General features: G+C 54.4%; 21 protein-coding genes, 1 tRNA gene and 1 pseudogene. 11 read left to right on the top strand and 12 right to left on the bottom strand.

All coding sequences use genetic code 11. From position 1 onward, the window contains the following. The 9 genes and pseudogenes from D7D48_RS10430 to msrA all read left to right on the top strand — a co-directional run. A pseudogene (locus D7D48_RS10430) lies at window positions 1–127 on the top strand (S-(hydroxymethyl)glutathione dehydrogenase); the annotation flags it as partial. A gap of 18 nt (window positions 128–145) precedes the next feature. Next, window positions 146–526 (top strand): VOC family protein, encoded by a 381-nt coding sequence (locus D7D48_RS10425; protein ID WP_125231370.1) that lies wholly within the window; start codon window positions 146–148, stop codon window positions 524–526. 13 nt (window positions 527–539) lie between these two features. Continuing rightward, on the top strand, window positions 540–1,046 hold the full coding sequence (locus D7D48_RS10420; RefSeq protein WP_125231369.1) for a prolyl-tRNA synthetase associated domain-containing protein: 507 nt from the start codon (window positions 540–542) through the stop codon (window positions 1,044–1,046). Next, complete coding sequence (fghA, locus tag D7D48_RS10415; protein WP_125231368.1) at window positions 1,043–1,888, top strand: S-formylglutathione hydrolase; 846 nt, start codon at window positions 1,043–1,045, stop codon at window positions 1,886–1,888. Before D7D48_RS10420 ends, fghA begins: the two co-directional genes overlap by 4 nt. 53 nt (window positions 1,889–1,941) lie before the next feature. Beyond that, window positions 1,942–2,015 (top strand) — tRNA-Gly (locus D7D48_RS10410). 14 nt (window positions 2,016–2,029) lie between these two features. Further along, entirely contained in the window at window positions 2,030–3,781 is a 1,752-nt protein-coding gene (gene pabB, locus D7D48_RS10405) for an aminodeoxychorismate synthase component I (RefSeq protein WP_125231367.1), read from the top strand. 67 nt (window positions 3,782–3,848) lie between these two features. Next, window positions 3,849–5,051 (top strand): pyridoxal phosphate-dependent aminotransferase, encoded by a 1,203-nt coding sequence (locus tag D7D48_RS10400; protein ID WP_125231378.1) that lies wholly within the window; start codon window positions 3,849–3,851, stop codon window positions 5,049–5,051. 51 nt (window positions 5,052–5,102) lie between these two features. Then, a complete protein-coding gene (locus tag D7D48_RS10395; RefSeq protein ID WP_125231366.1) occupies window positions 5,103–5,330 on the top strand; it encodes a hypothetical protein in 228 nt (75 codons plus the stop codon). Beyond that, complete coding sequence (gene msrA / locus D7D48_RS10390) at window positions 5,327–6,031, top strand: peptide-methionine (S)-S-oxide reductase MsrA (protein ID WP_245964452.1); 705 nt, start codon at window positions 5,327–5,329, stop codon at window positions 6,029–6,031. The genes D7D48_RS10395 and msrA overlap by 4 nt, the downstream gene beginning before the upstream one ends. Here msrA and D7D48_RS10385 read toward each other — a convergent pair whose 3' ends face one another. The 11 genes from D7D48_RS10385 to D7D48_RS10335 all read right to left on the bottom strand — a co-directional run bounded on the left by D7D48_RS10385 (window position 6,032) and on the right by D7D48_RS10335 (window position 19,508). Continuing rightward, entirely contained in the window at window positions 6,032–6,658 is a 627-nt protein-coding gene (locus tag D7D48_RS10385; RefSeq protein WP_125231365.1) for a trimeric intracellular cation channel family protein, read from the bottom strand. It abuts the gene before it with no gap. Next, window positions 6,658–8,067 carry a dihydrolipoyl dehydrogenase gene (lpdA, locus tag D7D48_RS10380; RefSeq protein WP_125231364.1) on the bottom strand — a complete coding sequence of 470 codons (1,410 nt, stop codon included), beginning with the start codon at window positions 8,065–8,067 and terminating at the stop codon, window positions 6,658–6,660. The genes D7D48_RS10385 and lpdA overlap by 1 nt, the downstream gene beginning before the upstream one ends. 12 nt (window positions 8,068–8,079) lie before the next feature. Next, window positions 8,080–9,291, bottom strand: coding sequence for a 2-oxoglutarate dehydrogenase complex dihydrolipoyllysine-residue succinyltransferase (odhB, locus tag D7D48_RS10375; protein ID WP_125231363.1), 1,212 nt, complete (start codon window positions 9,289–9,291; stop codon window positions 8,080–8,082). Window positions 9,292–9,301: 10 nt separating this feature from the next. After that, entirely contained in the window at window positions 9,302–12,133 is a 2,832-nt protein-coding gene (locus tag D7D48_RS10370) for a 2-oxoglutarate dehydrogenase E1 component (protein ID WP_125231362.1), read from the bottom strand. 150 nt (window positions 12,134–12,283) lie between these two features. Beyond that, entirely contained in the window at window positions 12,284–13,168 is an 885-nt protein-coding gene (gene sucD / locus D7D48_RS10365) for a succinate--CoA ligase subunit alpha (RefSeq protein WP_125231361.1), read from the bottom strand. Window positions 13,169–13,197: 29 nt separating this feature from the next. Further along, complete coding sequence (mdh, locus tag D7D48_RS10360; protein ID WP_125231360.1) at window positions 13,198–14,160, bottom strand: malate dehydrogenase; 963 nt, start codon at window positions 14,158–14,160, stop codon at window positions 13,198–13,200. Between the two features lie 135 nt (window positions 14,161–14,295). Continuing rightward, on the bottom strand, window positions 14,296–15,684 hold the full coding sequence (locus tag D7D48_RS10355; RefSeq protein WP_125231359.1) for a M20/M25/M40 family metallo-hydrolase: 1,389 nt from the start codon (window positions 15,682–15,684) through the stop codon (window positions 14,296–14,298). 24 nt (window positions 15,685–15,708) lie between these two features. Continuing rightward, window positions 15,709–16,827 carry a cell division protein ZapE gene (gene zapE, locus D7D48_RS10350; protein ID WP_245964451.1) on the bottom strand — a complete coding sequence of 373 codons (1,119 nt, stop codon included), beginning with the start codon at window positions 16,825–16,827 and terminating at the stop codon, window positions 15,709–15,711. Further along, window positions 16,824–17,276 carry a PaaI family thioesterase gene (locus tag D7D48_RS10345; RefSeq protein WP_245964450.1) on the bottom strand — a complete coding sequence of 151 codons (453 nt, stop codon included), beginning with the start codon at window positions 17,274–17,276 and terminating at the stop codon, window positions 16,824–16,826. Before D7D48_RS10345 ends, zapE begins: the two co-directional genes overlap by 4 nt. Window positions 17,277–17,319: 43 nt before the next feature. Then, complete coding sequence (locus D7D48_RS10340; RefSeq protein ID WP_125231358.1) at window positions 17,320–18,099, bottom strand: succinate dehydrogenase iron-sulfur subunit; 780 nt, start codon at window positions 18,097–18,099, stop codon at window positions 17,320–17,322. Window positions 18,100–18,170: 71 nt separating this feature from the next. Then, window positions 18,171–19,508, bottom strand: coding sequence for a hemolysin family protein (locus tag D7D48_RS10335; protein WP_125231357.1), 1,338 nt, complete (start codon window positions 19,506–19,508; stop codon window positions 18,171–18,173). 151 nt (window positions 19,509–19,659) lie between these two features. Here D7D48_RS10335 and D7D48_RS10630 point away from each other — a divergent pair, with 151 nt between their 5' ends. Then, on the top strand, window positions 19,660–20,319 hold the full coding sequence (locus D7D48_RS10630) for a YiaD family glycine zipper/OmpA-like lipoprotein (protein WP_125231356.1): 660 nt from the start codon (window positions 19,660–19,662) through the stop codon (window positions 20,317–20,319). Between the two features lie 13 nt (window positions 20,320–20,332). Here the strand turns inward: D7D48_RS10630 and D7D48_RS10325 are convergent, their stop codons facing one another. Next, the gene (locus D7D48_RS10325) at window positions 20,333–21,556 is read right to left on the bottom strand and encodes an FAD-dependent monooxygenase (RefSeq protein ID WP_125231355.1); all 1,224 of its coding nucleotides are present in this window, start codon (window positions 21,554–21,556) and stop codon (window positions 20,333–20,335) included. 170 nt (window positions 21,557–21,726) lie between these two features. On the opposite strand from D7D48_RS10325, the gene D7D48_RS10320 reads away from it, so the two are divergent. Continuing rightward, entirely contained in the window at window positions 21,727–24,051 is a 2,325-nt protein-coding gene (locus tag D7D48_RS10320; RefSeq protein ID WP_125231354.1) for a DNA translocase FtsK, read from the top strand. The last annotated feature ends 16 nt before the right edge of the window (window positions 24,052–24,067 follow it).

Raw genomic sequence — 24,067 nt, 5'->3', positions numbered from 1 at the left:
CATGTATATGACCGGCAAGATTGAGATTGATCCTATGATCACCCATGTCATGGGCCTCGAAGAGATCAACAAAGCGTTCGAATTAATGCATGCGGGCAAAAGCATCCGCAGCGTGGTGGTATTTTAATCCAAGGGAGAAACGAATATGTTTAGTCACATGATGGTCGGCAGCAATGATATTGCCCGTTCAAAGAAATTCTACGACGTCACCTTTGCCGCTATGGGTGGAAAGCCCGGGATGCAGGATCCCAAGGGTCGCTTGATCTATATGCACAATGGGTCGCTGTTCATTGTCACAAAGCCAATTGATGGCAATCCAGCAACGCATGGCAATGGCTCCACTGTCGGCTTTGCCATGACGCCAGACCAAGCCAATGCCTGGCATCAAGCCGGCGTCGACAATGGCGGCGAAGCGATTGAAGATGCGCCCGGCATTCGCGAAGGCGGCGGCATGAAAATGTACCTCGCCTATTTGCGCGATCCGGATGGCAACAAGCTGTGCGCTCTGCACCGCATCACGGACTAATAAGGTTCAAGCTATGACCGATGCCGAAGCGCAGCTTTATAAGGACCTTGCTGCGCTCGGCGTCGCCTATAAAGTCTATGAACATCCCGCCGTGTTTACCGTGGCCGAAAGTAGCGCCCATAATGATGTTATTCCCGGGGCACATACAAAGAATTTGTTCCTGAAGGACAAGGCGGGGGACTATTATCTCGTGACTGTTCCGGCAGACGCGCGCGTCGATTTAAAGGCGTTGCCTGCTGCGGTTGGATGCGGCCGTGTCAGCTTTGGCAAGGCCGAGGATATGGAACGCTTGCTGGGCATCACGCCGGGTTCCGTCACGGCTTTGGCTGCGATAAATGACACTGCTGACGCCGTGCGGTTCGTACTTGATGAATCGTTGAGCACAGCGGAGCTTATCAATTGCCACCCGTTACGTAACAGCGCGACCCTTGGCCTTGCGCCCGATGACCTTGTGCGGGCACTGACCTTTTGGCGGCACCCACCATTGATAAAATCTATCCCATTATTGGAGTCAGCATGACCATAGAAACTGTGTCCACCAACGTAGCTTTTGGCGGCGTTCAAGGCGTGTATCGCCACGCATCGACAGCCACCGGCACCGACATGACCTTTTCGGTCTATGTGCCGCCCCATGAAGAGGGTGCGTTGTTGCCGGTCGTCTGGTTTTTGTCGGGCCTGACCTGTACCCATGCCAATGTGACTGAGAAGGGCGAATTTCGCCGTGCCTGTGCCGAACTCGGTTTGATCTTTATTGCCCCGGACACCAGCCCGCGTGGCGAGGGTGTCCCTGACGATGCCGAAGCCGCTTATGACTTCGGTCTTGGCGCAGGCTTTTACGTCAACGCGACGCAGGCGCCTTTCGACAAGCATTACCGGATGCAAGATTATATCGAAAATGAACTGCCAGCTATCATTGCAGCACATTTTCCCGCCGATATGCAGCGGCAAGCGATTATGGGCCATTCGATGGGCGGGCATGGCGCGTTAACCATCAGTTTGCGAAACCCTGGTCGGTTCCGTTCCACATCTGCGTTTTCGCCTATTGTGTCGCCATTAAGCTGCCCATGGGGTGAAAAGGCGCTGGGCGGCTATATCGGGCAAGATCGGACCCAGTGGCGTGCATATGACAGCGTTGCCTTGATCGCTGACGGTGCACGTTTGCCGGATCTTTTGGTTGACCAAGGCGGTGACGACAATTTCTTAGAGTCGCAGCTTAAAACACATTTGCTGACCGAGCAGTGCGCCTCCGTAGGTCAGCCAGCGACCATCCGCATGCAGCCAGGATATGACCATAGCTATTACTTCATCTCGACCTTCATGGGCGAACATCTTACTTGGCATGCTGACCGCTTGAAAGGCTAGGATTTTGGGCATTGGCAAAATCCTATCTAGCAGGATAAAATGCGGAATGTCGCGCGGGTGTAGCTCAATGGTAGAGCAGCAGCTTCCCAAGCTGAATACGGGGGTTCGATTCCCCTCACCCGCTCCAGCTGCCACCCTTATATGATCCCTAAAGAGGGACCCTTTGTTCTACTCGATGATGCGCGAACGCATGGTGCGTCGCCTGCACGGCTGTATACAAATCCGGTAGAAGTGCTGACAGCATATGACGGTGACGGGCTAAGTGCGCTGCTGGAATCGCTTCGACAAGCGCAGCGCGACGGTCTGCATGCGGCCGGATTTTTCGGCTATGAGGCTGGCGCACATTTCTTGCCCAACCTGACGCCTGCGCCATCTGGATTGCTAGCATGGTTTGGATTGTTTAATAATTTCAATACTATAGATGCCAGTGCGGTAACTTCAATGTTACCCGACCCCGCGGGTATGTGGTTGTCTGAACTGCGTCCGAGCATATCGCGCGACGATTATCACCGGGCCTTTACCACGGTGCAGGATTATATCCGTGCTGGGGATATCTATCAGGCCAATCTGACATTCCCACTAACGGCGGACTACGCTGGCGATCCGCTCGCATTATACGCCGCGTTGCGCGCCCGCGCTTGCGCTGGCTATGGCGGTGTGATTTGGACCGGACAGACACATTATCTGTCTTTCTCTCCTGAGTTATTTTTTGCGTTGAAAGACCAAAGGATCACAACAAAGCCCATGAAGGGGACAGCGCAGCGGCTGACCGATCCGGTCGCAGATGGACGGGCCGCAGAACATTTACGAATGGACCCTAAGCAGCGGGCCGAAAATCTGATGATTGTTGATTTATTGCGTAATGACCTATCGCGCGTCTGCGCAGCGGGCAGCGTAAATGTGCCGGAGCTTTTCCATATCGAAAGCTATCCCACAGTGCACCAGATGACCTCTACGGTCACAGGCGCGTTGGCCGAGGGACATGATGTAGTTGACGTCATAAAAGCATTGTTTCCCTGCGGTTCCATCACCGGCGCACCAAAAATCCGCGCCATGCAAGTGGTCGATGAGGTCGAAGCTGCACCACGCGGCATTTATTGCGGTTCCATTGGCCGGATAGATGACAATGGCGATGCGGCATTCAACGTTGCTATTCGGACATTTACGCTGTGCGAAACAAAACAGTCACTCTCGCTCGGCCTAGGATCTGGCGTAGTGGCGGACTCCGTTGAGACAGATGAATGGGCTGAGTGTTTGGCCAAAGGGAATTTCGCTAAATTGAAAAATCAGGGTTTTGACCTCATCGAAACGATGCGGTTTGAACCCGCGGCGGGCATCTTGCGGCTGGAGAAACATCTTGAACGGATACGCTCGAGTGCGGCCTGTTTTGGCTTCGAATTGGATCAGCACGCACTGCACAACCGTTTGCAGGCAAGTATTTGCAACCTCAATCGTCTCTCCAAAATCCGTGTATTAGTATCGCGGCATGGCGCACAGGCAGTAGAGATTTGGCCGTTGGAAGATGTAACCGAATGGCGGGTTGGCATTGTGCCATTGCCCGTCGACGCAGGTGATTTCCGGTTGCAGCATAAAATTTCTGATCGCGCCTTTTATGATGATGCACGCAAAGCGCGGCCAGATTGCGATGAAGTGGTGTTTGTAGGCCGCGACGGTTTGCTTACCGAGGGCAGCATCACTGCGTTATTTGTCGAGCGTGATGGCAAGTTATTGACCCCGCGACTGGAAACTGGACTACTGCCCTCCATATTGCGTCGTGAATTTTTGGAGACTGGAAAGGCGTTAGAAGCCGATCTGACAATAGAGGATCTGGCGAATGGGTTTTGGGTCGGTAACAGCGTGCGGGGCCTGATAAAGGCTAACAGGGTTGCGTAACTTTTGATGAGCCATTAGGGGCAGACACGCAATTTCTGTTCAATAATTCCGCGAAAGTATGATGATGATTAACCATCTGTCGGCTGCCCTCGGGCGGATTGCCCCCTCTGCGACGCTTGCCATGTCAGGCCGTGTAATTGACCTGAAATCGCAAGGAATTGATGTCATCGGCCTGTCTGCCGGAGAGCCGGATTTTGATACGCCGGACTTCGTCAAGGATGCCGCTATTCAGGCGATCCGTGATGGGATGACAAAATATACGGCCGTCGATGGCATCGCGCCGCTAAAGCAAGCGATCATCGCTAAGTTTAAGCGCGATAACAATATTGACTATACGCCGAAGCAAATCACGGTCAACTCGGGCGGGAAGCACACTTTATTTAACGCGCTTGTTGCCACCATTGATGTCGGCGATGAGGTTATCATCCCTGCGCCATATTGGGTGAGCTATCCCGACATTGTACAATTTGCAGGCGGCACGCCTGTCATCATCATGGCCACTGCGGCGCAGAATTACAAAATCACGCCGGAGCAGCTGGATGCTGCCATCACGCCCAAGACGCGTTGGCTCATCTTAAATTCGCCATCGAACCCAACCGGTGCGGCTTATGATGCAGAAGAACTCAAAGCGTTGGGTGAAGTCCTGCTGAGGCACCCCCATGTCATGCTGCTGTCCGACGATATGTATGAGCATATCTGGTACGCGCCCAAGCCGTTTGCGACGATGCTTCAAGTGTGTCCTGACCTGTATGACCGCACGCTGACCATGAATGGCGCGTCCAAATCTTATGCGATGACCGGTTGGCGGATTGGCTATGCGGGCGGTCCAGAGTGGCTCATTAAGGCCATGGCCGATTTGCAGTCGCAGTCGACAAGCAACCCTTGCTCGATTAGCCAATATGCTGTGTTGGCGGCGTTGAATGGTCCGCAAGACTTCTTGCGTGAGCGCAACGTGGCCTTCCGTGAGCGCAGGGACCTTGTGGTGGCGATGTTGAACGATGCACCAGGGCTCAGCTGCCCTACGCCCGAAGGTGCGTTTTACGTCTATCCTGATGCGACTGGCGTGATGGGTAAAAAGACGCCGCAGGGTAAAATCATTCAAACCGATGCAGACCTCATCGATTATTTCCTCGACGAATATCGCGTTGCGGCGGTGCACGGTGGGGCCTTTGGCTTGTCACCCGGTTTCCGGATTTCTTATGCCACATCGGCGGACATTTTGAAGGAAGCCTGCTTGCGTATTCAAGCGGCCTGCGCTGCCCTGACTTAAGCGTGCTCATAAGGGTAAATGGAAAGCGTTAAGCGGTGCTTAATCCTGTGTATGTTTAAACCATTTAAAGGTCTGTTTCGTGGCTGCATCGGCTTTTTCATTGGCGGCGCGAAAGAGAGACGACAGATGGACGGCATTTTGAAGTTTCTGCGGTCGGATCTGTTTCTGAGCCTCCTGGGCGGATTTGCCCTTGGTGTGGCTGGGTTGACGTTGGTAAAGCCTGTCTTTGCCAACCATAAAACGGTTGAAGTTTCGCACTCCATTACCATTGGCACATGATGAAAAATCGATATCGCGTTACTAAAGGCATCATGCACATGTTGAATGCGGGGCTGCTCCTTGGCCTTGTCACGGCATGCGGGGCCGACGTTGAAGGTCCAATTGGCAACGCGCATGCCACTGAGGGTCTGCGCATAGCTGCGCCAGCCGAACGCATTGTTGAACCCAAAACACAACAGGTCGCTGTATTTGCCGGTGGCTGCTTTTGGGGTGTTGAGGCGGTATTTGAACGTGTGAAAGGCGTGACGCGCGTCGAGTCTGGCTATTCCGGCGATACAAAAGCAACTGCCGACTACAACCTCGTCAGCACAGGGCGGACGAAGCATGCTGAGACAGTGCGCATTTATTACGACCCATTACGCGTCAGCTATAATGATTTGTTGCACATATTCTTTTCGGTGGTGCATGATCCGACGCAGTTAAACCGGCAGGGCCCAGACCGAGGCGCTCATTATCGCACGGCTATCTTCCCCGCCAATGCAGGTCAGCGAAATGCGGCAAGCGCCTATATCGCGCAATTGGATAAGGCCGCGTATTGGAAAAAGCCGATAGTCACAAAGCTTGAGCCATTCAGTTTTTTTCCTGCTGAAACCTATCATCAGGACTTCATGGCGAAGAATTCACGGCATCCGTACATTGTCCAATGGGATAAGCCGAAGATTGCCAATCTTAAAAGGCTATTTGCAAACCATGTGCCCTAGCTATCCGCGATAGGCGGGGATAGCCCAGCCCTTCCAAATGGCCATTGCGCGTAAAGCAAAGCCTGCCAATGCGCTTATTCCGGCGGCAGGTAGGACCGGCATACTCAGATATATAAACAGCCCAAAAAGGCCTGAGGCGAGGGCGGCTGCAGTCACATAAATTTCAGGTTTAAGCAGAATTGATGGCTCACCCGCCAAAACATCTCGGATGATCCTGCCAACACAGGCGGTAATGACGCCCATCATCATGGCCGGCAATAAAGGCACGCCAAGGGTGAGCGATTTCCAAGTGCCAAACACCGCGTAAATGGCAATCCCAACCGCATCAAACCAATCGAGTGCACGTGCATTCCAAACAGTACGCGGCGTGACCCACACAAGCCCCGCGGTGACAAGGCAGGTGGCTGCAAAGCGCCAATCCTGCACCCAAAATACCGGTGCGCCAATCAACAAATCACGCACTGTGCCGCCGCCAACCCCAGTGATAAGCGCGAAGAAGGAGAAGGTGACTAAAGTCTGTTGCCGATGCGCCGCAGCGAGCGCGCCCGATGCGGCAAAAACGGCGGTGCCAAATAGGTCCAGCCATGAAATCATGGCCGGTGCAATCTGGACCGCTTGTGTCACCATCACATATGGATCGGTTTGCCTGTCACCGCCATCGCCGCTTCCTTCAATGCTTCTGCATGTGTCGGGTGCGCGTGGCAGGTATAAGCAATATCTTCTGACGTTGCGCCAAATTCCATTGCAGTGCACGCTTCAGCGATCATACTACCAGCAATCGAAGCAATGATGTGCACGCCAAGGACGCGGTCGGTTTTCGCGTCCGCAATCACCTTCACAAATCCGTCGGTGTCGCGGTTGGTTTTTGCCCGGCTATTCGCCATCATTGGGAATTTGCCGACCTTGATTTCGCCGCCCGACACAGCCGCTTTTTCTTTGGCTTCTTCTTCGGTCAAGCCAACGCTCGCGATTTCAGGATAGGTATAGACCACACCCGGAATAACGTCATGATTGACGATTCCGGTCAGGCCAGCGACAAATTCTGCGGCTGCAATACCTTCATCCTCGGCCTTGTGCGCAAGCATTGGGCCAGGGCATACGTCGCCCACGGCATAAATACCGGGAACGCTCGTTTGGAAATCATGGCCGATCTCAATCTGGCCGCGCCCATTAACGCTAAGCCCAGCCTTGTCGAGCGCGAGGCCGTCGGTGTTCGCACGACGGCCAATGGCCACGAGGACGCAATCAGCTTCGATGGTTTCACTTGCGCCGCCTGCAGCAGGTTCCACAGTGAGTGTTGCAGTTCCGCCCTTGACGGTAGCGCCAGTAACTTTCGTTCCGGTGCGAATGTTAAAGCCCTGCTTTTTGAAAATCTTGGCCGCTTCCTTGCGGACTTCGCCGTCCATGCCGGGCAGAATTTGGTCAAGATATTCCACAACGGTAACTTGTGCGCCAAGGCGTAGCCACACACTACCAAGCTCAAGGCCAATAACTCCGCCGCCAATCACCACCAAATGCTTTGGCACTTTTGGTAAAGCGAGCGCGCCAGTGGAATCTACAATGACTTTCTGGTCAATCTCGACACCTGGTAAAGGCGTGACAGAGGAGCCCGTTGCGATCATGATATTTTTTGCGGTGTAGCTTTTACCAGCAATATCCATGCTGTTAGCAGACGTAAACGCCGCACGGCCCTTCAGCCAATCGACCTTGTTCTTTTTAAACAAAAACTCGATACCACCCGTTAGCTCACCAACAGCTTTCGCCTTTTCCGCATGCATTTGGTCGAGATTGAGCGAAACGCCGGAAAAATCGATGCCGAATTTGGTCAGCGAACCCGATTGTGCTTCATGAAAAATTTCGGATGCGTGCAATAATGCCTTGGATGGAATACATCCAACGTTCAGGCAGGTGCCGCCCAAGGTCTCGCGACTTTCGACGCAGGCGGTCTTCAGTCCCAATTGTGCCGCGCGGATTGCCGCGACATAGCCACCAGGGCCAGCACCAATAACGATTAGGTCGTAATCATGTTCTGCCATGGCTCAGGCTCCTTAAAGGTCGATTAACAACCGAGTGGGGTCTTCAATCGCTTCTTTGACAATCTTTAGGAAGGTAACAGCTTCGCGGCCGTCGATGAGGCGATGATCATAGCTTAACGCCAAATACATCATCGGACGCACCACGATTTGTCCGTCGCGTACAACGGCGCGGTCTTCAATACGGTGCAAGCCAAGAACAGCTGACTGTGGTGGGTTGATGATTGGCGTCGACATCAGGCTGCCAAACACACCTCCATTGGAAATGGTGAAGGTGCCGCCGGTCATGTCATCCATCGTCAATGTGCCCGCCTTCGCCTTTGCGCCAAAGTCGCCAATGGCCTTTTCAATTTGCGCGAAGCTCATAGCGTCGGCGTTGCGCACGACAGGCACCACAAGGCCGTTAGGTGCGCTGACTGCAACCGATACATCGAGATAATTGTGATAGACGATTTCATCGCCCTCGATTTTCGCATTCACCGCTGGCACATCGCGCGCTGCCAAGGCCACCGCTTTGGTGAAGAAGCCCATGAAGCCCAAGCGGACGCCGTGCTTTTTCTCAAACAGATCTTTGTAGGTCGCGCGCGCTTCAATCACGGCCGACATGTCAACATCGTTGAAGGTCGTCAACAACGCGGCGGTGTCTTGCGCGGACTTTAGGCGCTTGGCGATGGTCTGGCGCAGACGTGTCATTTTTACGCGTTCTTCCTGACGCGCGGCGGTTGCTTGCGTTGTTGGCGCAGCGGTAACGGTGGTGTCGGCAGATGGAGCGGGTACGCCCTTGGCAGCTGCCAAAACATCTTCCTTCGTTAGGCGACCATCCTTGCCGGTGCCTCTGATCTTGCTTGGGTCAATACCCAGTTCCAGCACAAGACGGCGCACAGCGGGTGAAAGCGGCAAGTCGCTATTTTCCGCTTCGGCAGCAGGTGCAGCGGTTGTCACTGCTGGCGCGACTGACGCTGCGGCCTTAGCAGGCGCGGCTGCAGCGGTTCCAGCTTCGATGGATCCGATGACAGCGCCGACATTGACGGTCGCGCCCTCCTCGACGGCATAGGCACCCATGATGCCTGCAACGGGCGACGGCACTTCGACCGCAACCTTGTCAGTTTCAAGGCTGGCAATCGGTTCGTCGATAGCGACCGCTTCACCGGGTTTCTTCAGCCATTGACCAAGCGTCGCTTCAGTAATGGATTCGCCCAATACGGGGACTTTAACTTCAGTGCTCATAATCTAATCCTCACGCGGATGGAGGGGTGATTGGTTTTTTGCCACCTGAACGCTGGCGGCGGATTTCTTCGCGGACATTGTGGCCTAACGCTTCAGCGACCAATGCGGCCTGTTCGGCCTGATGGCGCTTCGCCAAACCTGTCGCAGTTGCGGCTGCGGCCCGGCGTCCGGCGTATCGTGCACGGGTGGGACCAACATTGGCTTCGGCGAGACATTCTTCCAAATAAGGATCAACGAATGACCAGCTTCCGGCGTTGCGTGGCTCTTCCTGTGCCCAAACCAGCTCTTCCAAATTGGTCATGCGCTTCAGGCGCACAATCAACGGTTCCGATGGGAACGGGTAGAGCTGCTCTATACGCACAATGCTGGTATTTTTGTCGCCGGAGGCGTCGCGGGCTTCCATCAGGTCATAAGCGACCTTTCCAGAGCATAAAATCAACCGCTTCACGTCCTTGTCGGCAGGCGCATTCGTGTCGGACAATATCCGCATGAAGTGGCTGTCGCCTTGGAAATCCTCTGCCTTGGAAACCGCGAGTTTATGACGCAAAAGCGACTTTGGTGTCATGACGATAAGCGGTTTGCGGAATGGCCGCGCCATTTGCCGACGCAGAAGGTGGAAATAGTTCGCCGGCGTAGTGCAATTGGCGACTTGGATGTTATCCTCTGCGCATAATTGCAGGAAGCGTTCCAACCGTGCCGAACTATGCTCTGGCCCTTGGCCTTCATAGCCATGTGGCAATAGCATCACGAGGCCATTGGCGCGTAGCCATTTGGCTTCACCCGACGCAATAAACTGGTCGATCATCGTTTGCGCGCCATTCACGAAGTCGCCAAATTGCGCTTCCCAGAGGACCAATGTTTTTGGCTCTGCGCCAGCATAGCCATATTCAAAGCCCAACACGCCGAATTCAGACAAGGGGCTGTCGAGGATTTCAAACCGACCATGTGGCAGCGTTGAAAGCGGCACATATTTTTCTTCAGTGGTCTGGTCTACCCAAACACCGTGCCGCTGGCTAAATGTACCGCGACCCGAATCCTGACCCGACAAACGCACGCCATAGCCTTCGGAAAGCAGCGAACCAAAGGCAAGCGCTTCGCCAGTTGCCCAGTCGAAACTGTCCCCAGAAGTAAACATCGTTTTCTTGGCATCAAGCACCCGGCTTAATGTCGGGTGGATGTTATGGCCTTCGGGTACAGTCGTTAGCGTGCGACCAAGGCTGTCGAACAATTTGCGCGTGATACCTGTCGGAACATTGCGCCGCGCAGTTTCCGGATCGGCAGGCTTTGACAGTCCTGACCAGCGGCCACCAAACCAATCCGCGGCGTTCGCCTTATAGTCTGCGGCGCTGGCAAATTCCTGCTCAAGCGCTTGGACATAATGTGCTGCATGTTCATTTGCCCAATTGGCGTCGATCACACCTTCGGCTTCAAGACGCTGCGCGTAAAGAGCACTAACGGCGGGATGGTTCTTAATGACTTTGTACATCAATGGTTGCGTAAAGCCCGGCTCATCGCCTTCATTATGGCCAAAGCGGCGGTAGCACCACATGTCGATGACAATATCGCGGTGAAATGTCTGACGGAATTCAATCGCAATCTTACAGGCGAAGGTTACCGCTTCGGGATCATCGCCATTGACGTGAAAAATCGGCGCCTGAACGCCCTTTGCAACATCCGAAGGATAAGGCGATGACCGCGCATATTGCGGGCTGGTGGTAAAACCGACCTGGTTGTTGACGATGAAATGCAAACAACCGCCCGTATTATATCCACGAATGCCGGAGAAGCCGAGGCATTCCCACACAATGCCTTGTCCAGCAAAGGCCGCATCCCCGTGGAGCAGCACTGGCAATACTTGTTCATGTTTGCCCAAGTCGTCGCGGGCTGTCTGGTTAGCGCGCACCTTGCCCAAGACGACAGGATTTACCGCCTCAAGGTGTGACGGGTTCGGCACAAGGCTCATATGCACTTTGATGCCGTCAAATTCGCGGTCAGTGCTGGTGCCGAGATGGTATTTCACATCGCCCGAGCCGCCGACATCATCAGGATTGGCGCTACCCCCTGAAAATTCGTGGAAGATGATGCGATAGGGCTTGGCCATCACATTGGCGAGCACGTTCAAGCGGCCACGATGCGGCATGCCGTATACGATTTCGCGCACACCAAGCTGGCCGCCATATTTGATAACCGCTTCCAACGCCGGAATCATGGATTCTCCGCCATCAAGGCCGAAACGCTTCGTACCTACATATTTGCGGCCAAGGAATTTTTCATATTGCTCGGCTTCGATAACCTTGCCGAGAATTGCCTTCTTGCCCTCAGGCGTGAACTGGATGGCGGCATCCTTGCCTTCCATCCGCTCTTGCAGGAACCGGCGCTCTTCGACGTCGGAAATATGCATATATTCAAGACCGACCGGCCCGCAATAATTGGCGCGCAGCGTATCCACGAGCTCGCGCACAGTGGTCCACTCCAGCCCAAGCGTGCCGCCAACATAAACGCGCTTTTCAAGATCAGCGCCGGAAAAGCCATGATATTCGGGTGTTAAGTCAGCGGGAATATCCTGTTTCGACAGGCCAAGTGGATCAAGATTGGCTGCAAGATGCCCGCGCACGCGGTATGTACGCACCAGCATCATCGCGCGAATGGAATCGCTCGCCGCCGCAACCGCATCGGCCTCAGCCATGGGTTTGCCAGCAGCTTTTGCCGCAGCCTTGACCTCAATCGTCATTTGCGTGGGATCAAGCGACGCAGTCAAATCGTCGGTTGCTGACAATGGCCAGTTTGCACGTTCCCAACTCGGCCCGCGCTCTATTTCGAAATCCTGGTTTTCTACGCCCATTTTTCTTCTCCAAATCCTCCCCGAACTGGGGAGGTGGCAGTCCGCAGGACTGACGGAGGGGCACTTGCGTTCAAGCTCTCGCTATTTGGCGGGTGCCCCACCACCATGCTGCGCATGGTCCCCCTCCCCGTGCCGGGGAGGAGTTAACACTTAACCCTTCAAAACCTCGACCAAGGTCTTGCCGAGCAAGGATGGCGATGGCGATACGCGGATGCCCGCGGCTTCCATGGCTGCAATCTTGCTTTCGGCGTCGCCCTTGCCGCCCGATACGATTGCACCTGCGTGGCCCATGCGGCGGCCTGGAGGTGCGGTGCGTCCGGCGATGAAACCCGCCATCGGCTTTTTCCGGCCCTTTTTGGCTTCGTCGATCAGGAACTGCGCGGCCTCTTCTTCTGCGCTTCCGCCGATTTCGCCAATCATGATGATGGACTTAGTGGCATCATCCGCGAGGAATAGCTCAAGGCAGTCGATGAAGTTTGTGCCGTTAACCGGATCACCACCAATGCCGACCGCAGTCGTTTGGCCAAGGCCTTCGGCTGTGGTCTGGAATACGGCTTCATAGGTTAATGTGCCTGAGCGTGATACGACGCCAACCGAACCTGCTGAGAAAATGCTGCCGGGCATAATGCCGATTTTGCATTCGCCGGGCGTCAATACGCCGGGGCAGTTTGGACCAATCAGGCGCGATTTAGAACCCGAAAGCGCGCGCTTCACCTTGACCATGTCCAGCACAGGAATGCCCTCAGTGATGCAGACAATCAAAGGAATTTCGGCATCAATAGCTTCAAGAATTGAGTCGGCCGCAAAGGGAGGCGGTACATATACAACCGAAGCATGTGCGCCCGTGGCTTCTTTCGCCTCAAGCACAGTGTCGAACATCGGCAGGCCGATATGCGTTGTTCCGCCCTTACCTGGGGTGACGCCGCCAACCATTTGTGAGCCATAAGCCAGCGCTTGCTCGGTATGGAATGTACCCGTCGCGCCTGTCATGCCCTGCGTGATGATCTTGGTGTTTTTATTGACTAGGATGCTCACAAACGTCTCCTGAAATCTTTGGGTTGCGCTTAGCTAAGCGACGGGTCGATGGCCTTACATGCCACCAGAAGTTCCTTAACCGCATCAACGCTGACAGCGAGATTGGATTTGGCTTCGTCGTCCAATGCGATTTCGACGACTTTTTCAACGCCACCTGCACCGATTATTACAGGGACACCGACATACAGATTGTCGACGCCATATTGGCCAGTCAAATGGACGGCGGCCGGAAGGACGCGTTTTTGGTCGTAGAGATAGGCTTCTGCCATCGCGATGCCACTGGTGGCGGGCGCGTAATAAGCCGAACCTGTCTTGAGCAACGCGACGATTTCGCCGCCGCCGCTGCGCGTACGCTGGACAATCGCGTCAATGCGCTCCTGCGTCGACAGGCCCATTGCGATCAGGTCAGGCACTGGAATTCCGGACACCGTGGAATATTGAATAACGGGCACCATTGTGTCGCCATGGCCGCCAAGAACAAAGCTGGTCACATCCTTTACCGACACGTTGAATTCATCAGCGAGGAAATGGCTGAAGCGCGCCGAGTCTAGCACGCCCGCCATGCCAACCACCATGTTATGCGGCAGGCCCGAAAATTCGCGCAAGGCCCATACCATCGCGTCGAGTGGGTTGGTGATGCAGATGACAAATGCGTTTGGCGCGTTGGCGGCGATGCCCTCACCAACGGCCTTCATAACTTTCAGGTTGATGCCAAGCAAATCATCACGGCTCATGCCCGGCTTGCGTGCGACGCCAGCGGTTACGATGATCACGTCTGCGCCGGCAATATCGGCATAATCATTTGTACCGGTGATTTTGGCGTCAAAACCTTCAACGGGGCCGCATTGCGACAGGTCCAACGCCTTGCCCTGGGGAACGCCTTCAACAACGTCAAAAAGGACGATGTCACCAAGGCCCTTTAAGGCTGCGAGATGGGCGAGGGTGCCACCGATGTTACCGGCGCCGATGAGTGCAATTTTCTTGCGAGCCATGAAAAACTGTCCTTCCCTTAGGGCTTTGTAGCGGAATTAAAGCGGCGTTACGCCGAATCGCTGTGGATAACAACCCATTAAAGATTCAAAATAAAGGGTTTTTATGATAATAGTTCGCAATAGCTTTAATGACCATTAGGTGCCAGCTACACGCCGCAGCATCTCCATCCAGATAGGGATTTGACCATGAAATCCCTCGGCCCATACGCGTTCATCTAGGCCATGCGCGCCTTCCCGCTGACCGACTATCCCCCATAGGCCACCAAAGCCATAAACGGGGATGCCAGCGGCGCGTAAAAATGCGCCATCGGTAGCACCAGCGGATTGGAACGGCAGAACGGGCGCATTGGGAAAGCGTGTGCCAACCGCCGCCCGATAGGCCTGCAATATATCATCGCGCATGGGCGAGGGTGCAGTCTCGGGAGTCTGCGATCCTTCGATGGCGGAAACGGTAACATCTGGTCCCGCAAGCGACTGCAATTGTTGCCGGACGTCTTCGATTTTCACGCTTGGGAAAATGCGGCAATTCACATTAGCTTCGGCCTTTTGAGGTAAAGCATTTGGCGCATGTCCGCCCGATAGCATGGTTGCAACGCAGCGCGTTCGCGTGCTGCCTGGGTCCATTGCTTCCAGTAAGTCGGCTGTTTCACGGTCCTGTGGGTCAGCAAGAAATCGGCGAAGCAACTCGCCATATTGGCCGCTATCGCCCTTTGCGAGCATTTCAAAACTGGCGCGGGTGGCATCGTTGATCATAGCCGGAAAACGGTGTCGCTCAACTGCCGTCAATGCATTGGCGAGCGCATAAATTGCGTTGTCGGGACGCGGTGCGCTACTGTGCCCGCCGCGATTGACTGCCGTCATACGAAAGTCGGCATAGGTTTTTTCTGCAATCTGAATACCGAAGCCTTCAACCCGCCCGTCAGGGAACACCGTCCCGCCACCTGCATCGCCGTTTAGCGCATATTCGGCGTCAATCAGGTCGCGCCATTGATTTGCCGCCCGTCGTGCGCCGTTGCCTGTGGTTTCTTCATCACCCGTAAACAGGACAATGATGTCTCGTGTAGGTTCAAATTTTTCCGCACGCAGATATTGCAGAGCAAGGACAATGCCCGTCAATGCGGCCTTATTGTCATTTGAACCGCGCCCCAGATAATATCCACCTTCTTCGCGAAACTGGAACGGCGGATATTTCCAATCGCTTGCCTTAGCTGCAACTACATCCATGTGCGCCATGAGCAAGATGGGCTTTTTGCCCGATGGCTTGGCCGCGGGCCAGCGCGCGATCAATGTCTGCGTGTTATCATGATCCTTGACGATGACGTTTGTGATGCCCGCCTTGCGGAATTCGGCTGATAAAAGGGCGGTTAGCTTTTTAAACTCTGCAGGCTGTCCATCTACAGTCGGAATTTCAACAATCTTAGCGAACAAATCACGCTCAGCGGAACGCTGCGCACTTTGTGCCTGCGCGTTTGTAGCTGCGGTAAGAGCCAGCAAGCCTGCAAAAAATAAAGTCTTCTGTCCCATTATCTCTCTCCCTTTTGGGGCATGCTAACGCGGACCATGCCCTTCCGCCAGATAATCCTCAGACTGCATTTCCATTAGGCGGGATACAGTTCGGTCAAACTCAAACCGTCCATCGCCTTGCGGGTATAAATGGTCTGGTTCCGCATCGGCGCTCGCTAAAAACTTCACCCGATATTCGTATAAGGCATCAATCAATGTCACAAAGCGCGCGGCCTCATTTCGATTGTGTGGCCCCAACACCGGAATGCCGACCATGATCACGGTGTGAAAGCGCCGCGCGATGGCAAGATAATCTGCTGCCCCGCGTGCTTCGGCGCAGAGTCGTTTAAACGAAAACACGGCAACGCCTTTCAGCGCTTTAGGCACATGTAATATGCGTCCGCCACCAACATCTAGCTCCATCGCGGGTACATGCGCGCGGTCCTCGGGTGGATAGTCCGTCATGCGGAAAAATGTATTGGATAGAGCCGCCGTGGTTTCCGGACCATTGGGCACGAGCCAGATCTTTGCGCTGCCCAATCGGTCGCGTCGGTAATCAGTAGGGCCGTCGAGCGTGATGATATCGAGGCTCTCCTTCACAAGCGCGATGAAAGGCAGAAATAATTGCCGGTTCAGGCCATCCTTATACAGATCATCAGGGCGACGATTCGACGTGGTCACAACGGTAACACCGGCTGCTATCAGGCCAGAAAAGAGACGCGACATGATAGCTGCGTCAGCCATATTGTTAACGACCATTTCATCAAAGCACAGCAACCGCGCTTCGTCAGCCAAGGCCGCAACTATGGGTGGAATAGGGTCGCCTTTTTCCTTCACACGCTCGGCCTTTAGCCGCGCATGAATGTCGAGCATGAATTCGTGGAAATGCGCGCGTCGCTTATGTTGGATTTGCACACTGTCGAAAAACAAATCCATCAGCATGGATTTACCACGCCCGACACCGCCCCATAGATAGAGACCCCGTGCCGGCTCTGGCTTGCGCCCTAGGAACCGCCAAATCATGTTGCCGCGCGCAGGAACAGCTTCGAGTTCGGCTTGCACTTGAGCAAGCGCGCTCACTGCCCTGACTTGATCTGCGTCTGGCCTGAGTTCACCGGCCTGAACGAGCGCGGCGTGACGTTCCAGAACCGATGTCGACATCATTTTTTCGTTGGTTTTCGTATCGTACCCGAAAATGCAGCAACGCGCGATTCGCCCTGCATCACAATGCCGCGCATGAACAAGAGGCGGCCGGTTTCCTTGAGGAGCTCAACTTCTGCCTCCAGCGGCTCGCCAATGACGCCAGCGCCAATAAACTGCACCGAAAGGTCGAGGGTAACCGCTGCGCCAGCTTCAATCAGGCCAAACATCCGAGACGCGCCGAACATAGCTACGTCGATAAAGCCCAGAGTGACACCGCCATGCACCGCGTTACGTAAATTGCTGTGCCGATGTTCGGGATACATACGCAAGCGCGCTTTGTTAACGCCCTCACTGCGGACCAGCATTTTGCCCAGCACCGTGCCGTTGTAGCGGCTGGCATCGGTCATTTGCCAATTCAGCCAGCCCGGATTATCGGGGTCAGGGCTGCTGTCAAAAGTGGGTGTATCCAACGGCAATCCTAACCGATCAGAGCCTTGTGGCGCATTGAAACGCTTAAAGGTGGCGCTCAGCGACCATCTTTTTTGTTTCTGCAATTGCCTTTGCCGGGTTCAGCCCCTTGGGGCAGGCGTTGGCGCAGTTCATGATAGTGTGGCAGCGATACAGGCGGAATGGATCTTCCAACTCGTCAAGGCGCTCACCAGTCATTTCATCACGGCTGTCGGCCAACCAACGATAGGCTTGCAGCAAGATAGCTGGCCCTAAAAACTTGTCGCTGTTCCACCAATAAGATGGGCAACTGGTCGAACAACAGGCGCACAAGATGCACTCATACAGACCGTCAAGCTTCGCGCGGTCTTCTGGCGATTGCAGGCGCTCCTTGCCCGATGGCTCAGGCGTTACAGTCTGCAGCCACGGTTTAATCGACGCATATTGGGCGTAAAAATGCGTGAAGTCGGGAACAAGGTCCTTGATGACTTCCATATGCGGTAGCGGGGTGATGGTGACCTCGCTTTTGCAATCTTCAATCGCGGTGGTGCAGGCTAGGCCATTCTTGCCATCGATGTTCATGGAACAAGATCCGCAAATGCCTTCGCGACATGACCGACGGAAGGTTAGCGATGAATCCTGTTCACCCTTCATCTTGATCAACGCGTCGAGGACCATTGGACCACAGTTATCGGTATCTACCTCAAACGTGTCGTACCGTGGGTTCTCCCCGCTATCGGGATCATAACGATAGACCTTGAACTTTTTAGTCTTGCCGCCGGTTTTAGCAGCGTGAACAGTGCCCTTCTGGACTTTACTGTTCTTAGGGAGAAAGAAATCGGCCATATCAATATCCTGTGGACTCTAACGACTTAGTATTCCGTGTGAGCAAGTGCCCTAACCAAGCGATTAAGCAATCACAAGCCCTCAACTGCGTCTTCTCTGATTGCCTTTTCTGCAAGTCGGACACGAAGCTTGTCAATTTTACGGCCGTCCATGTCGACAACTTCAAAGCGCCAGCCTTGATCGGTGAACGCCTCACCTTCAGCGGGGAGATGTCGCAATATATGCAAAACATGCCCTGCCGCCGTCGCGTAATCGCGGTCCTCAGGCAGGTCGATGGATAAAGCCTCGGCCATGGCGTCAGCCGACATCGATCCTGAAACCAGCATCGATCCGTCATCCAGCTTCACGATATTGGGCGCGCTGCCCTGCGCTTGGTCGGACGCAAATTCACCGGCAATGGCAGCCAAAAGATCATTCGGCGTCACAATGCCTTCGAAATGGCCATATTCATCATGTACCAAGAGCATGGGCACATCGGATGAACGTAAAATCTCCAGTGCGTCCATGGCGTCAAGCTGATCCGGAATAATCTCGGCACGGCGCATCAAACTGCGAATGTCCAGCACTTCACCACGAATTTGCGCCGCGACGATGTCGCGTGACTGAACGACCCCAATAATATCGTCGCCGTCTTCGCCTGTCACAGGCAAGCGGGTATGGAGTGAGTTTAAGAGCGAATCGCGCACCGCTTCTTCAGATGCATCGGCGGAAATGCGGTCCACATCGGTACGCGGCGTCATGACTTCACGCACTGGACGGTCGGCAAGGCGAACAACGCCCGCAATGACCTTATGCTCATGCTCCTCAATGATGCCCGCATGGGTTGCTTCAGCAAAGACCATGCGCAATTCTTCGGCGCTCAGCGCGTCGCGCGTGTCACGGCGAAGCCCAAGCGCGCGAAAGATGGTCGCGCTTGATTTGTCGAGAGTCCACACGATGGGCGCAGTGAGCCGCGCCAGCAACTCCATCGGGCCAGCCATGATAACGGCGATTCGCTCGGGCGCAATCAGTGCAAATTGCTTTGGAACCAGCTCGCCTACAACCAAAGACGCGTACGTGGTGACGCTGATCACGATGCCGAAACCCATGGTTTCTGACCATTCACGATCGACGCCCCATAAGGCAATCCGATCAGCAACTGGCCCTCCGAGCGTCGATCCTGAATAGGCACCGGCAATAATGCCGATGAGCGTTATGCCAATTTGCACAGTGGACAGGAATTTTCCGGGGTCGCGCCCAAGTCGTAACGCTGCCGAAGCGCCGCGTTTGCCGTCCTCCGCCATCGCTTTCAACTTGGCTGTTCGCGCCGAAACAATGGCAAGCTCCGACATTGCGAACACGCCATTTAGGGCAATGAGCGCTAATATAGTTGCGGCATCAAACCACGGGAAAGGATCAAGATGTTCCATAAGGACGTTTGCGCCATAAAGCGAAAATTTGGGTTTTGGCAACAAAATGCGTAAAAACAGGTTATGGGATATAGATGCAACCGTTTGAGATAATCATCGCAGGTTCATCATAGGTGTTGTTTAAGCGACGCCTTAGTTGAAAGGGACGATAATGAAAAAGAACCAAATGATTACACTGACATTATTGGCGGCGATGCTCCCGCTGTCCGCGTGTGTGACAGATCCCGAGACTGGAAATCGTACTATTTCGAAGGCAGCTATTGGCGGCATTGGCGGGGCATTGGGTGGTTATCTAATTGGCGATTTGGTGGGCGGCCGTCGTGACCGCAGCGAAAAGATCTTGGGCGCTGGTATTGGCGCATTGGCGGGTGCTGGCGTTGGTTATTATATGGACGAACAAGAACGCAAGCTGCGTCAGCAGACGGCGGGTACGGGCATCAATGTCATTCGTGACGGCGATAATCTCGTCCTTGATATGCCATCGGAAATTACTTTTGGTGTCGACAGTGCAAATATCGACCCGAGCTTTCGCAGCACGCTTGATGAGGTTGCGTCGACACTGATTCAATATGAGAAAACCTATGTTGACGTGTTAGGCCACACCGATTCCACCGGATCTGACGCTTATAATCAGGCCTTGTCAGAACGCCGTGCATCCTCGGTAGCCGATTATTTGTCGTCACGCGGTGTGCAGTCTGCGCGCTTGGCTACACGCGGTTATGGTGAAAGCCAGCCAAAGGCGAGCAATTTGGATGCGGCGGGGCGCTCGGCCAACCGACGCGTTGAAATCCGACTTGTTCCAGTAACCTAAGTGTGGGCGTACTTTAGACAGTAACACCCTGAAGCATTTTTGGCAGAGCGCCACTTTCGCCCCGTGCTTCGGCCATGAAAAAGGCCTTAGCCGGGGAAGCGCGCTGCACCATCGCCATCCCGAAACGCCGGACCGCAGATGCGGTTTTCCCAGGTATGGAAAACAAGCGGTTTAGTCCGTCTGTCGAAATGGCAATCAGCAACGTATCAATACTGCGCCACCGGCTGTAACGGTCAAGCAACTGCGCATCGCCAAAATCGAGACCAAGGCGCATACCGTCTACCAGAACTTCAGTTAGGGCTGCGACATCGCGGAGTCCCAAATTCAGACCCTGACCCGCGATTGGGTGAATGCCGTGTGCGCTATCCCCGATCAGGACCATACGCTCAGCCGTAATCGAAGCTGCATGGTGGAAGCCCAACTTGTAGGACGATAAAGGCGCAGATAACTCGACCTTGCCCAGCAACCCACCCATGCCCTTTTCAAGTTCCGCCGCGTAGCCGCGTGGCGATAATTTTAGGTAGGCAGCGGCATCTTTGGTTTCAACGGACCAGACAAGCGCCGAACGGTGGCGGCCTTGTTCATCATCCAACATTGGCAGTAAGGCAAAGGGTCCCGAGGGGTAAAAAATTTCATAGGCAATATTGTTATGTGGCCGCTCATGATAAATCGCGCCAACAATCGCGTGATGGTCATATTGCCACTGGGCGATATGGATTCCAGCTTCTTCCCGAGTTTCGCTCTTACGGCCTTCGGCAACAATCATCAGGCCTGCGGTCAACACTTTTCCGTCGTCAAGCGTCACTGTCACTGCGCCAGCATCCCGCGATTTTTCGATGATGTTTGCGGGCATATGTAGTTGGATTGCCGCATGTTCTTGCGCTGCTTTGTAAAGCACACCACGCAAATAACGGCTTTCAAACATTTGACCTAAAAATCCATCATCTTCGGCTGGCGCAAAATCAAGAGACCCTGGCTTTAAACCGTCACTCACCCAGATCTTTTCAATCGGGCAGCCTTTACCGACCAAAGCATCGCCAAGGCCCATCGCTTCGAATAATTTATAGCTTGAGCTTGAGATCGCAAAGGTCCTGCCGTCAAAGCCCGCCTTTAGCATGTTGGCTTGGTCTGCGCGGTCAATGACATGGCTGGTAATGCCTTGCGATGCGAGCGCCAGAGCTTGCGTGAGGCCAATGAGACCGCCACCAATGATGATTACATCTGCCTTGTTTTTCATATTGCCCTTATGGCGCAACAACGCTTGTGATTCAAAGCAGGATTTTGAACGTATAAACCTGTCCCTCGCCCTTTTGCCGTCTAATACTTGACGAGGAGTCCGCTGACGCCGAAAAGGGACGCAGTCGGTCCTTTGCGACTTCATCCAAAATACATATCGGCATTCGTAACATGGCCTTACACATTTCAAAATTTAGCCCGAAATCGAACCTTGGTAATTGGCGGCAGGTCATGCGTGCGTCATTGATCCGCAGTGGCGCATTGTTTGGTGCGGCAGCCTTGGGATTGGTTGCTATTTTTTACGGGCTCGCGGTGCTCAGTTATTCGGCAGGCGACGCGTCATATAATAGCGCGGCAGCCGATGTTCAGCACAATTGGATGGGGCAAAGCGGTGCTTATGTTGCTGATGCGGCGCTTTTCTTGTTCGGCGTACCAGCGATTTTTTTGTTTCCGCTGATGCTGGTGTTCGCGCGGCGTTTGTGGCGCGATGTCCCGCAGCCGCAATGGAAACGACAATTATCCTTGTGCCTGATTGGTATGTTGTTGCTCGGTTTTGGCATGGCTTATTGGCAACAGGGTAGTGACATTGGGCTTCCGGCTGGATGGGGCGGGTTGATTGCTCTGCTATTGGGCAATGCTGCCAGTGCACTCTTAAGCCAAGTTCAGGGTTTATTCGGAACATTGCTTCGGGTGTCCGTTATACTCGGTGCTTTGGTGGGCGGGTTAGCATTGGCTATCCGATCGCTTCAGCTAGAACGGCCATTGCTGCGTATCCCGACATTGACGATGCCTAAATTTGGAGCCGCAAATGTAGGCATTTCGGCCTTAGCGGGCGACGATATACCTGCACCCCAGATTATTGAACCCAAGCCACCACGCAAGGCTGTGGAGCCGGATCAACGCAAGCCGCCGGTGATTGAGGACCGCACGCTCGCGCCAAAAAAAGCCGCTTTTTCAACGGGTGCCCGGCAAGGTGATTTTTTTGGTAGCTTTACTTTGCCATCGCTCGAGTTGCTCGATCCTCCTCCCGCGATTTCAGTACCTAAGCTCGATAAGGCTGCGTTGGAGGCTAATGCACGGTTGCTCGAGTCGGTGCTTGATGACTTCCATGTGAAGGGGCAAATTGTCGCGGTTCGCCCTGGCCCTGTCGTCACGATGTACGAACTTGAACCAGCGGCGGGTATAAAGTCGAGCCGTGTCATTCAGTTGGCCGAAGACATTGCACGTAACATGTCCGCGCTCTCCGCGCGCGTTTCGACCATCCCCGGCAAGACGGTGATGGGCATCGAGCTTCCCAATGCGCACCGAGAGGCTGTTGTGTTTCAGGAAATGGTGGGCTCTGATGCTTTTGCGGAGCTAAAAGGCGCATTACCTATAATCTTGGGCAAGAATATTTCCGGCGACCCCGTTATTGCTGATCTAGCGCCTATGCCACATCTGCTGGTCGCAGGGACGACCGGGTCGGGTAAATCGGTTGGCTTGAACTGTATGATCTTGTCGCTGCTCTATCGCCTGACACCGGACCAATGCCGGATGATCATGATCGATCCCAAAATGCTCGAACTGAGCAGCTATGACGACATTCCGCATCTGCTGTCGCCCGTGGTGACCGAGCCTGCAAAGGCTATCCGCGCCCTGAAATGGGCAGTTGAGCAGATGGAGGAGCGATATCGTATGATGTCCTCGCTTGGCGTGCGTAACCTTGCGAACTTCAATGAAAAAGTGCGCAATGCAAAGGCGAAAGGTGCGCCATTGGGCCGCAAGGTGCAGATCGGTTATGACCCGATGACTGGCCAACCACAATATGAGGAAGAAAGCCTCGCTTACGAACCCATGCCGCAGATTGTTATCATCGTAGATGAGTTAGCCGACCTGATGATGACCGCAGGAAAGGAAGTCGAATTCCTGATACAGCGTCTGGCGCAAAAGGCGCGGGCGGCGGGGATTCACCTGATCATGGCAACCCAGCGTCCCTCAGTCGATGTTATCACGGGCGTTATCAAGGCAAATCTGCCAACCCGCATTTCCTTCCACGTCACGTCCAAAATCGACAGTCGGACTATTCTTGGGGAACAAGGCGCAGAACAGCTGCTGGGCAAGGGCGACATGCTTTATATGGCTGGTGGCCGCGGATTGATCCGTATTCACGGACCCTTTGTCTCCGACGATGAAGTGCGCCGCGTTGCCGACCATTGGCGTGGCCAGGGGCAGCCTGAATATATCCAGGCTGTGACGGAAGAGCCCGAAGACGGCGGTTTCGACTTTGGCGGCATAGGCGGTGACGACAGCGAAGAAGATTCACAATATCGTAAAGCGTGCCAAATAGTGTTCGAAAGCCAGAAGGCCTCAACAAGCTGGATCCAACGGCAATTGCGCATCGGTTACAACAGCGCTGCGCGGCTGATTGACCGGATGGAGGAAGATGGCTTCATCAGCGCGCCGAACCATATTGGCCGCCGGGAAGTACTGCGCGACCGCAACGGCGACCCAGCTTAGCCGTTAAGACGGGGTT

The sequence above is a fragment of the Sphingorhabdus wooponensis genome (assembly GCF_003933235.1).
Classification (GTDB): domain Bacteria; phylum Pseudomonadota; class Alphaproteobacteria; order Sphingomonadales; family Sphingomonadaceae; genus Sphingorhabdus_B; species Sphingorhabdus_B wooponensis.
The sequence above is the reverse complement of the archived record's forward strand: the minus strand, read 5'-3'. Positions and strand labels throughout refer to the sequence as shown.

Bases quoted from the DNA above. Each gene is read 5' to 3' on its own strand.
- D7D48_RS10425 (WP_125231370.1), top strand. From the start codon at position 146: ATGTTTAGTCACATGATGGTCGGCAGCAATGATATTGCCCGTTCAAAG.
- D7D48_RS10420 (WP_125231369.1), top strand. From the start codon at position 540: ATGACCGATGCCGAAGCGCAGCTTTATAAGGACCTTGCTGCGCTCGGC.
- fghA (WP_125231368.1), top strand. From the start codon at position 1,043: ATGACCATAGAAACTGTGTCCACCAACGTAGCTTTTGGCGGCGTTCAA.
- pabB (WP_125231367.1), top strand. From the start codon at position 2,030: ATGATCCCTAAAGAGGGACCCTTTGTTCTACTCGATGATGCGCGAACG.
- D7D48_RS10395 (WP_125231366.1), top strand. From the start codon at position 5,103: ATGTTTAAACCATTTAAAGGTCTGTTTCGTGGCTGCATCGGCTTTTTC.
- msrA (WP_245964452.1), top strand. From the start codon at position 5,327: ATGATGAAAAATCGATATCGCGTTACTAAAGGCATCATGCACATGTTG.
- D7D48_RS10385 (WP_125231365.1), bottom strand. From the start codon at position 6,658: ATGGTGACACAAGCGGTCCAGATTGCACCGGCCATGATTTCATGGCTG.
- lpdA (WP_125231364.1), bottom strand. From the start codon at position 8,067: ATGGCAGAACATGATTACGACCTAATCGTTATTGGTGCTGGCCCTGGT.
- odhB (WP_125231363.1), bottom strand. From the start codon at position 9,291: ATGAGCACTGAAGTTAAAGTCCCCGTATTGGGCGAATCCATTACTGAA.
- D7D48_RS10370 (WP_125231362.1), bottom strand. From the start codon at position 12,133: ATGGGCGTAGAAAACCAGGATTTCGAAATAGAGCGCGGGCCGAGTTGG.
- mdh (WP_125231360.1), bottom strand. From the start codon at position 14,160: ATGGCTCGCAAGAAAATTGCACTCATCGGCGCCGGTAACATCGGTGGC.
- D7D48_RS10355 (WP_125231359.1), bottom strand. From the start codon at position 15,684: ATGGGACAGAAGACTTTATTTTTTGCAGGCTTGCTGGCTCTTACCGCA.
- zapE (WP_245964451.1), bottom strand. From the start codon at position 16,827: ATGATGTCGACATCGGTTCTGGAACGTCACGCCGCGCTCGTTCAGGCC.
- D7D48_RS10340 (WP_125231358.1), bottom strand. From the start codon at position 18,099: ATGGCCGATTTCTTTCTCCCTAAGAACAGTAAAGTCCAGAAGGGCACT.
- D7D48_RS10335 (WP_125231357.1), bottom strand. From the start codon at position 19,508: ATGGAACATCTTGATCCTTTCCCGTGGTTTGATGCCGCAACTATATTA.
- D7D48_RS10630 (WP_125231356.1), top strand. From the start codon at position 19,660: ATGAAAAAGAACCAAATGATTACACTGACATTATTGGCGGCGATGCTC.
- D7D48_RS10325 (WP_125231355.1), bottom strand. From the start codon at position 21,556: ATGAAAAACAAGGCAGATGTAATCATCATTGGTGGCGGTCTCATTGGC.
- D7D48_RS10320 (WP_125231354.1), top strand. From the start codon at position 21,727: ATGGCCTTACACATTTCAAAATTTAGCCCGAAATCGAACCTTGGTAAT.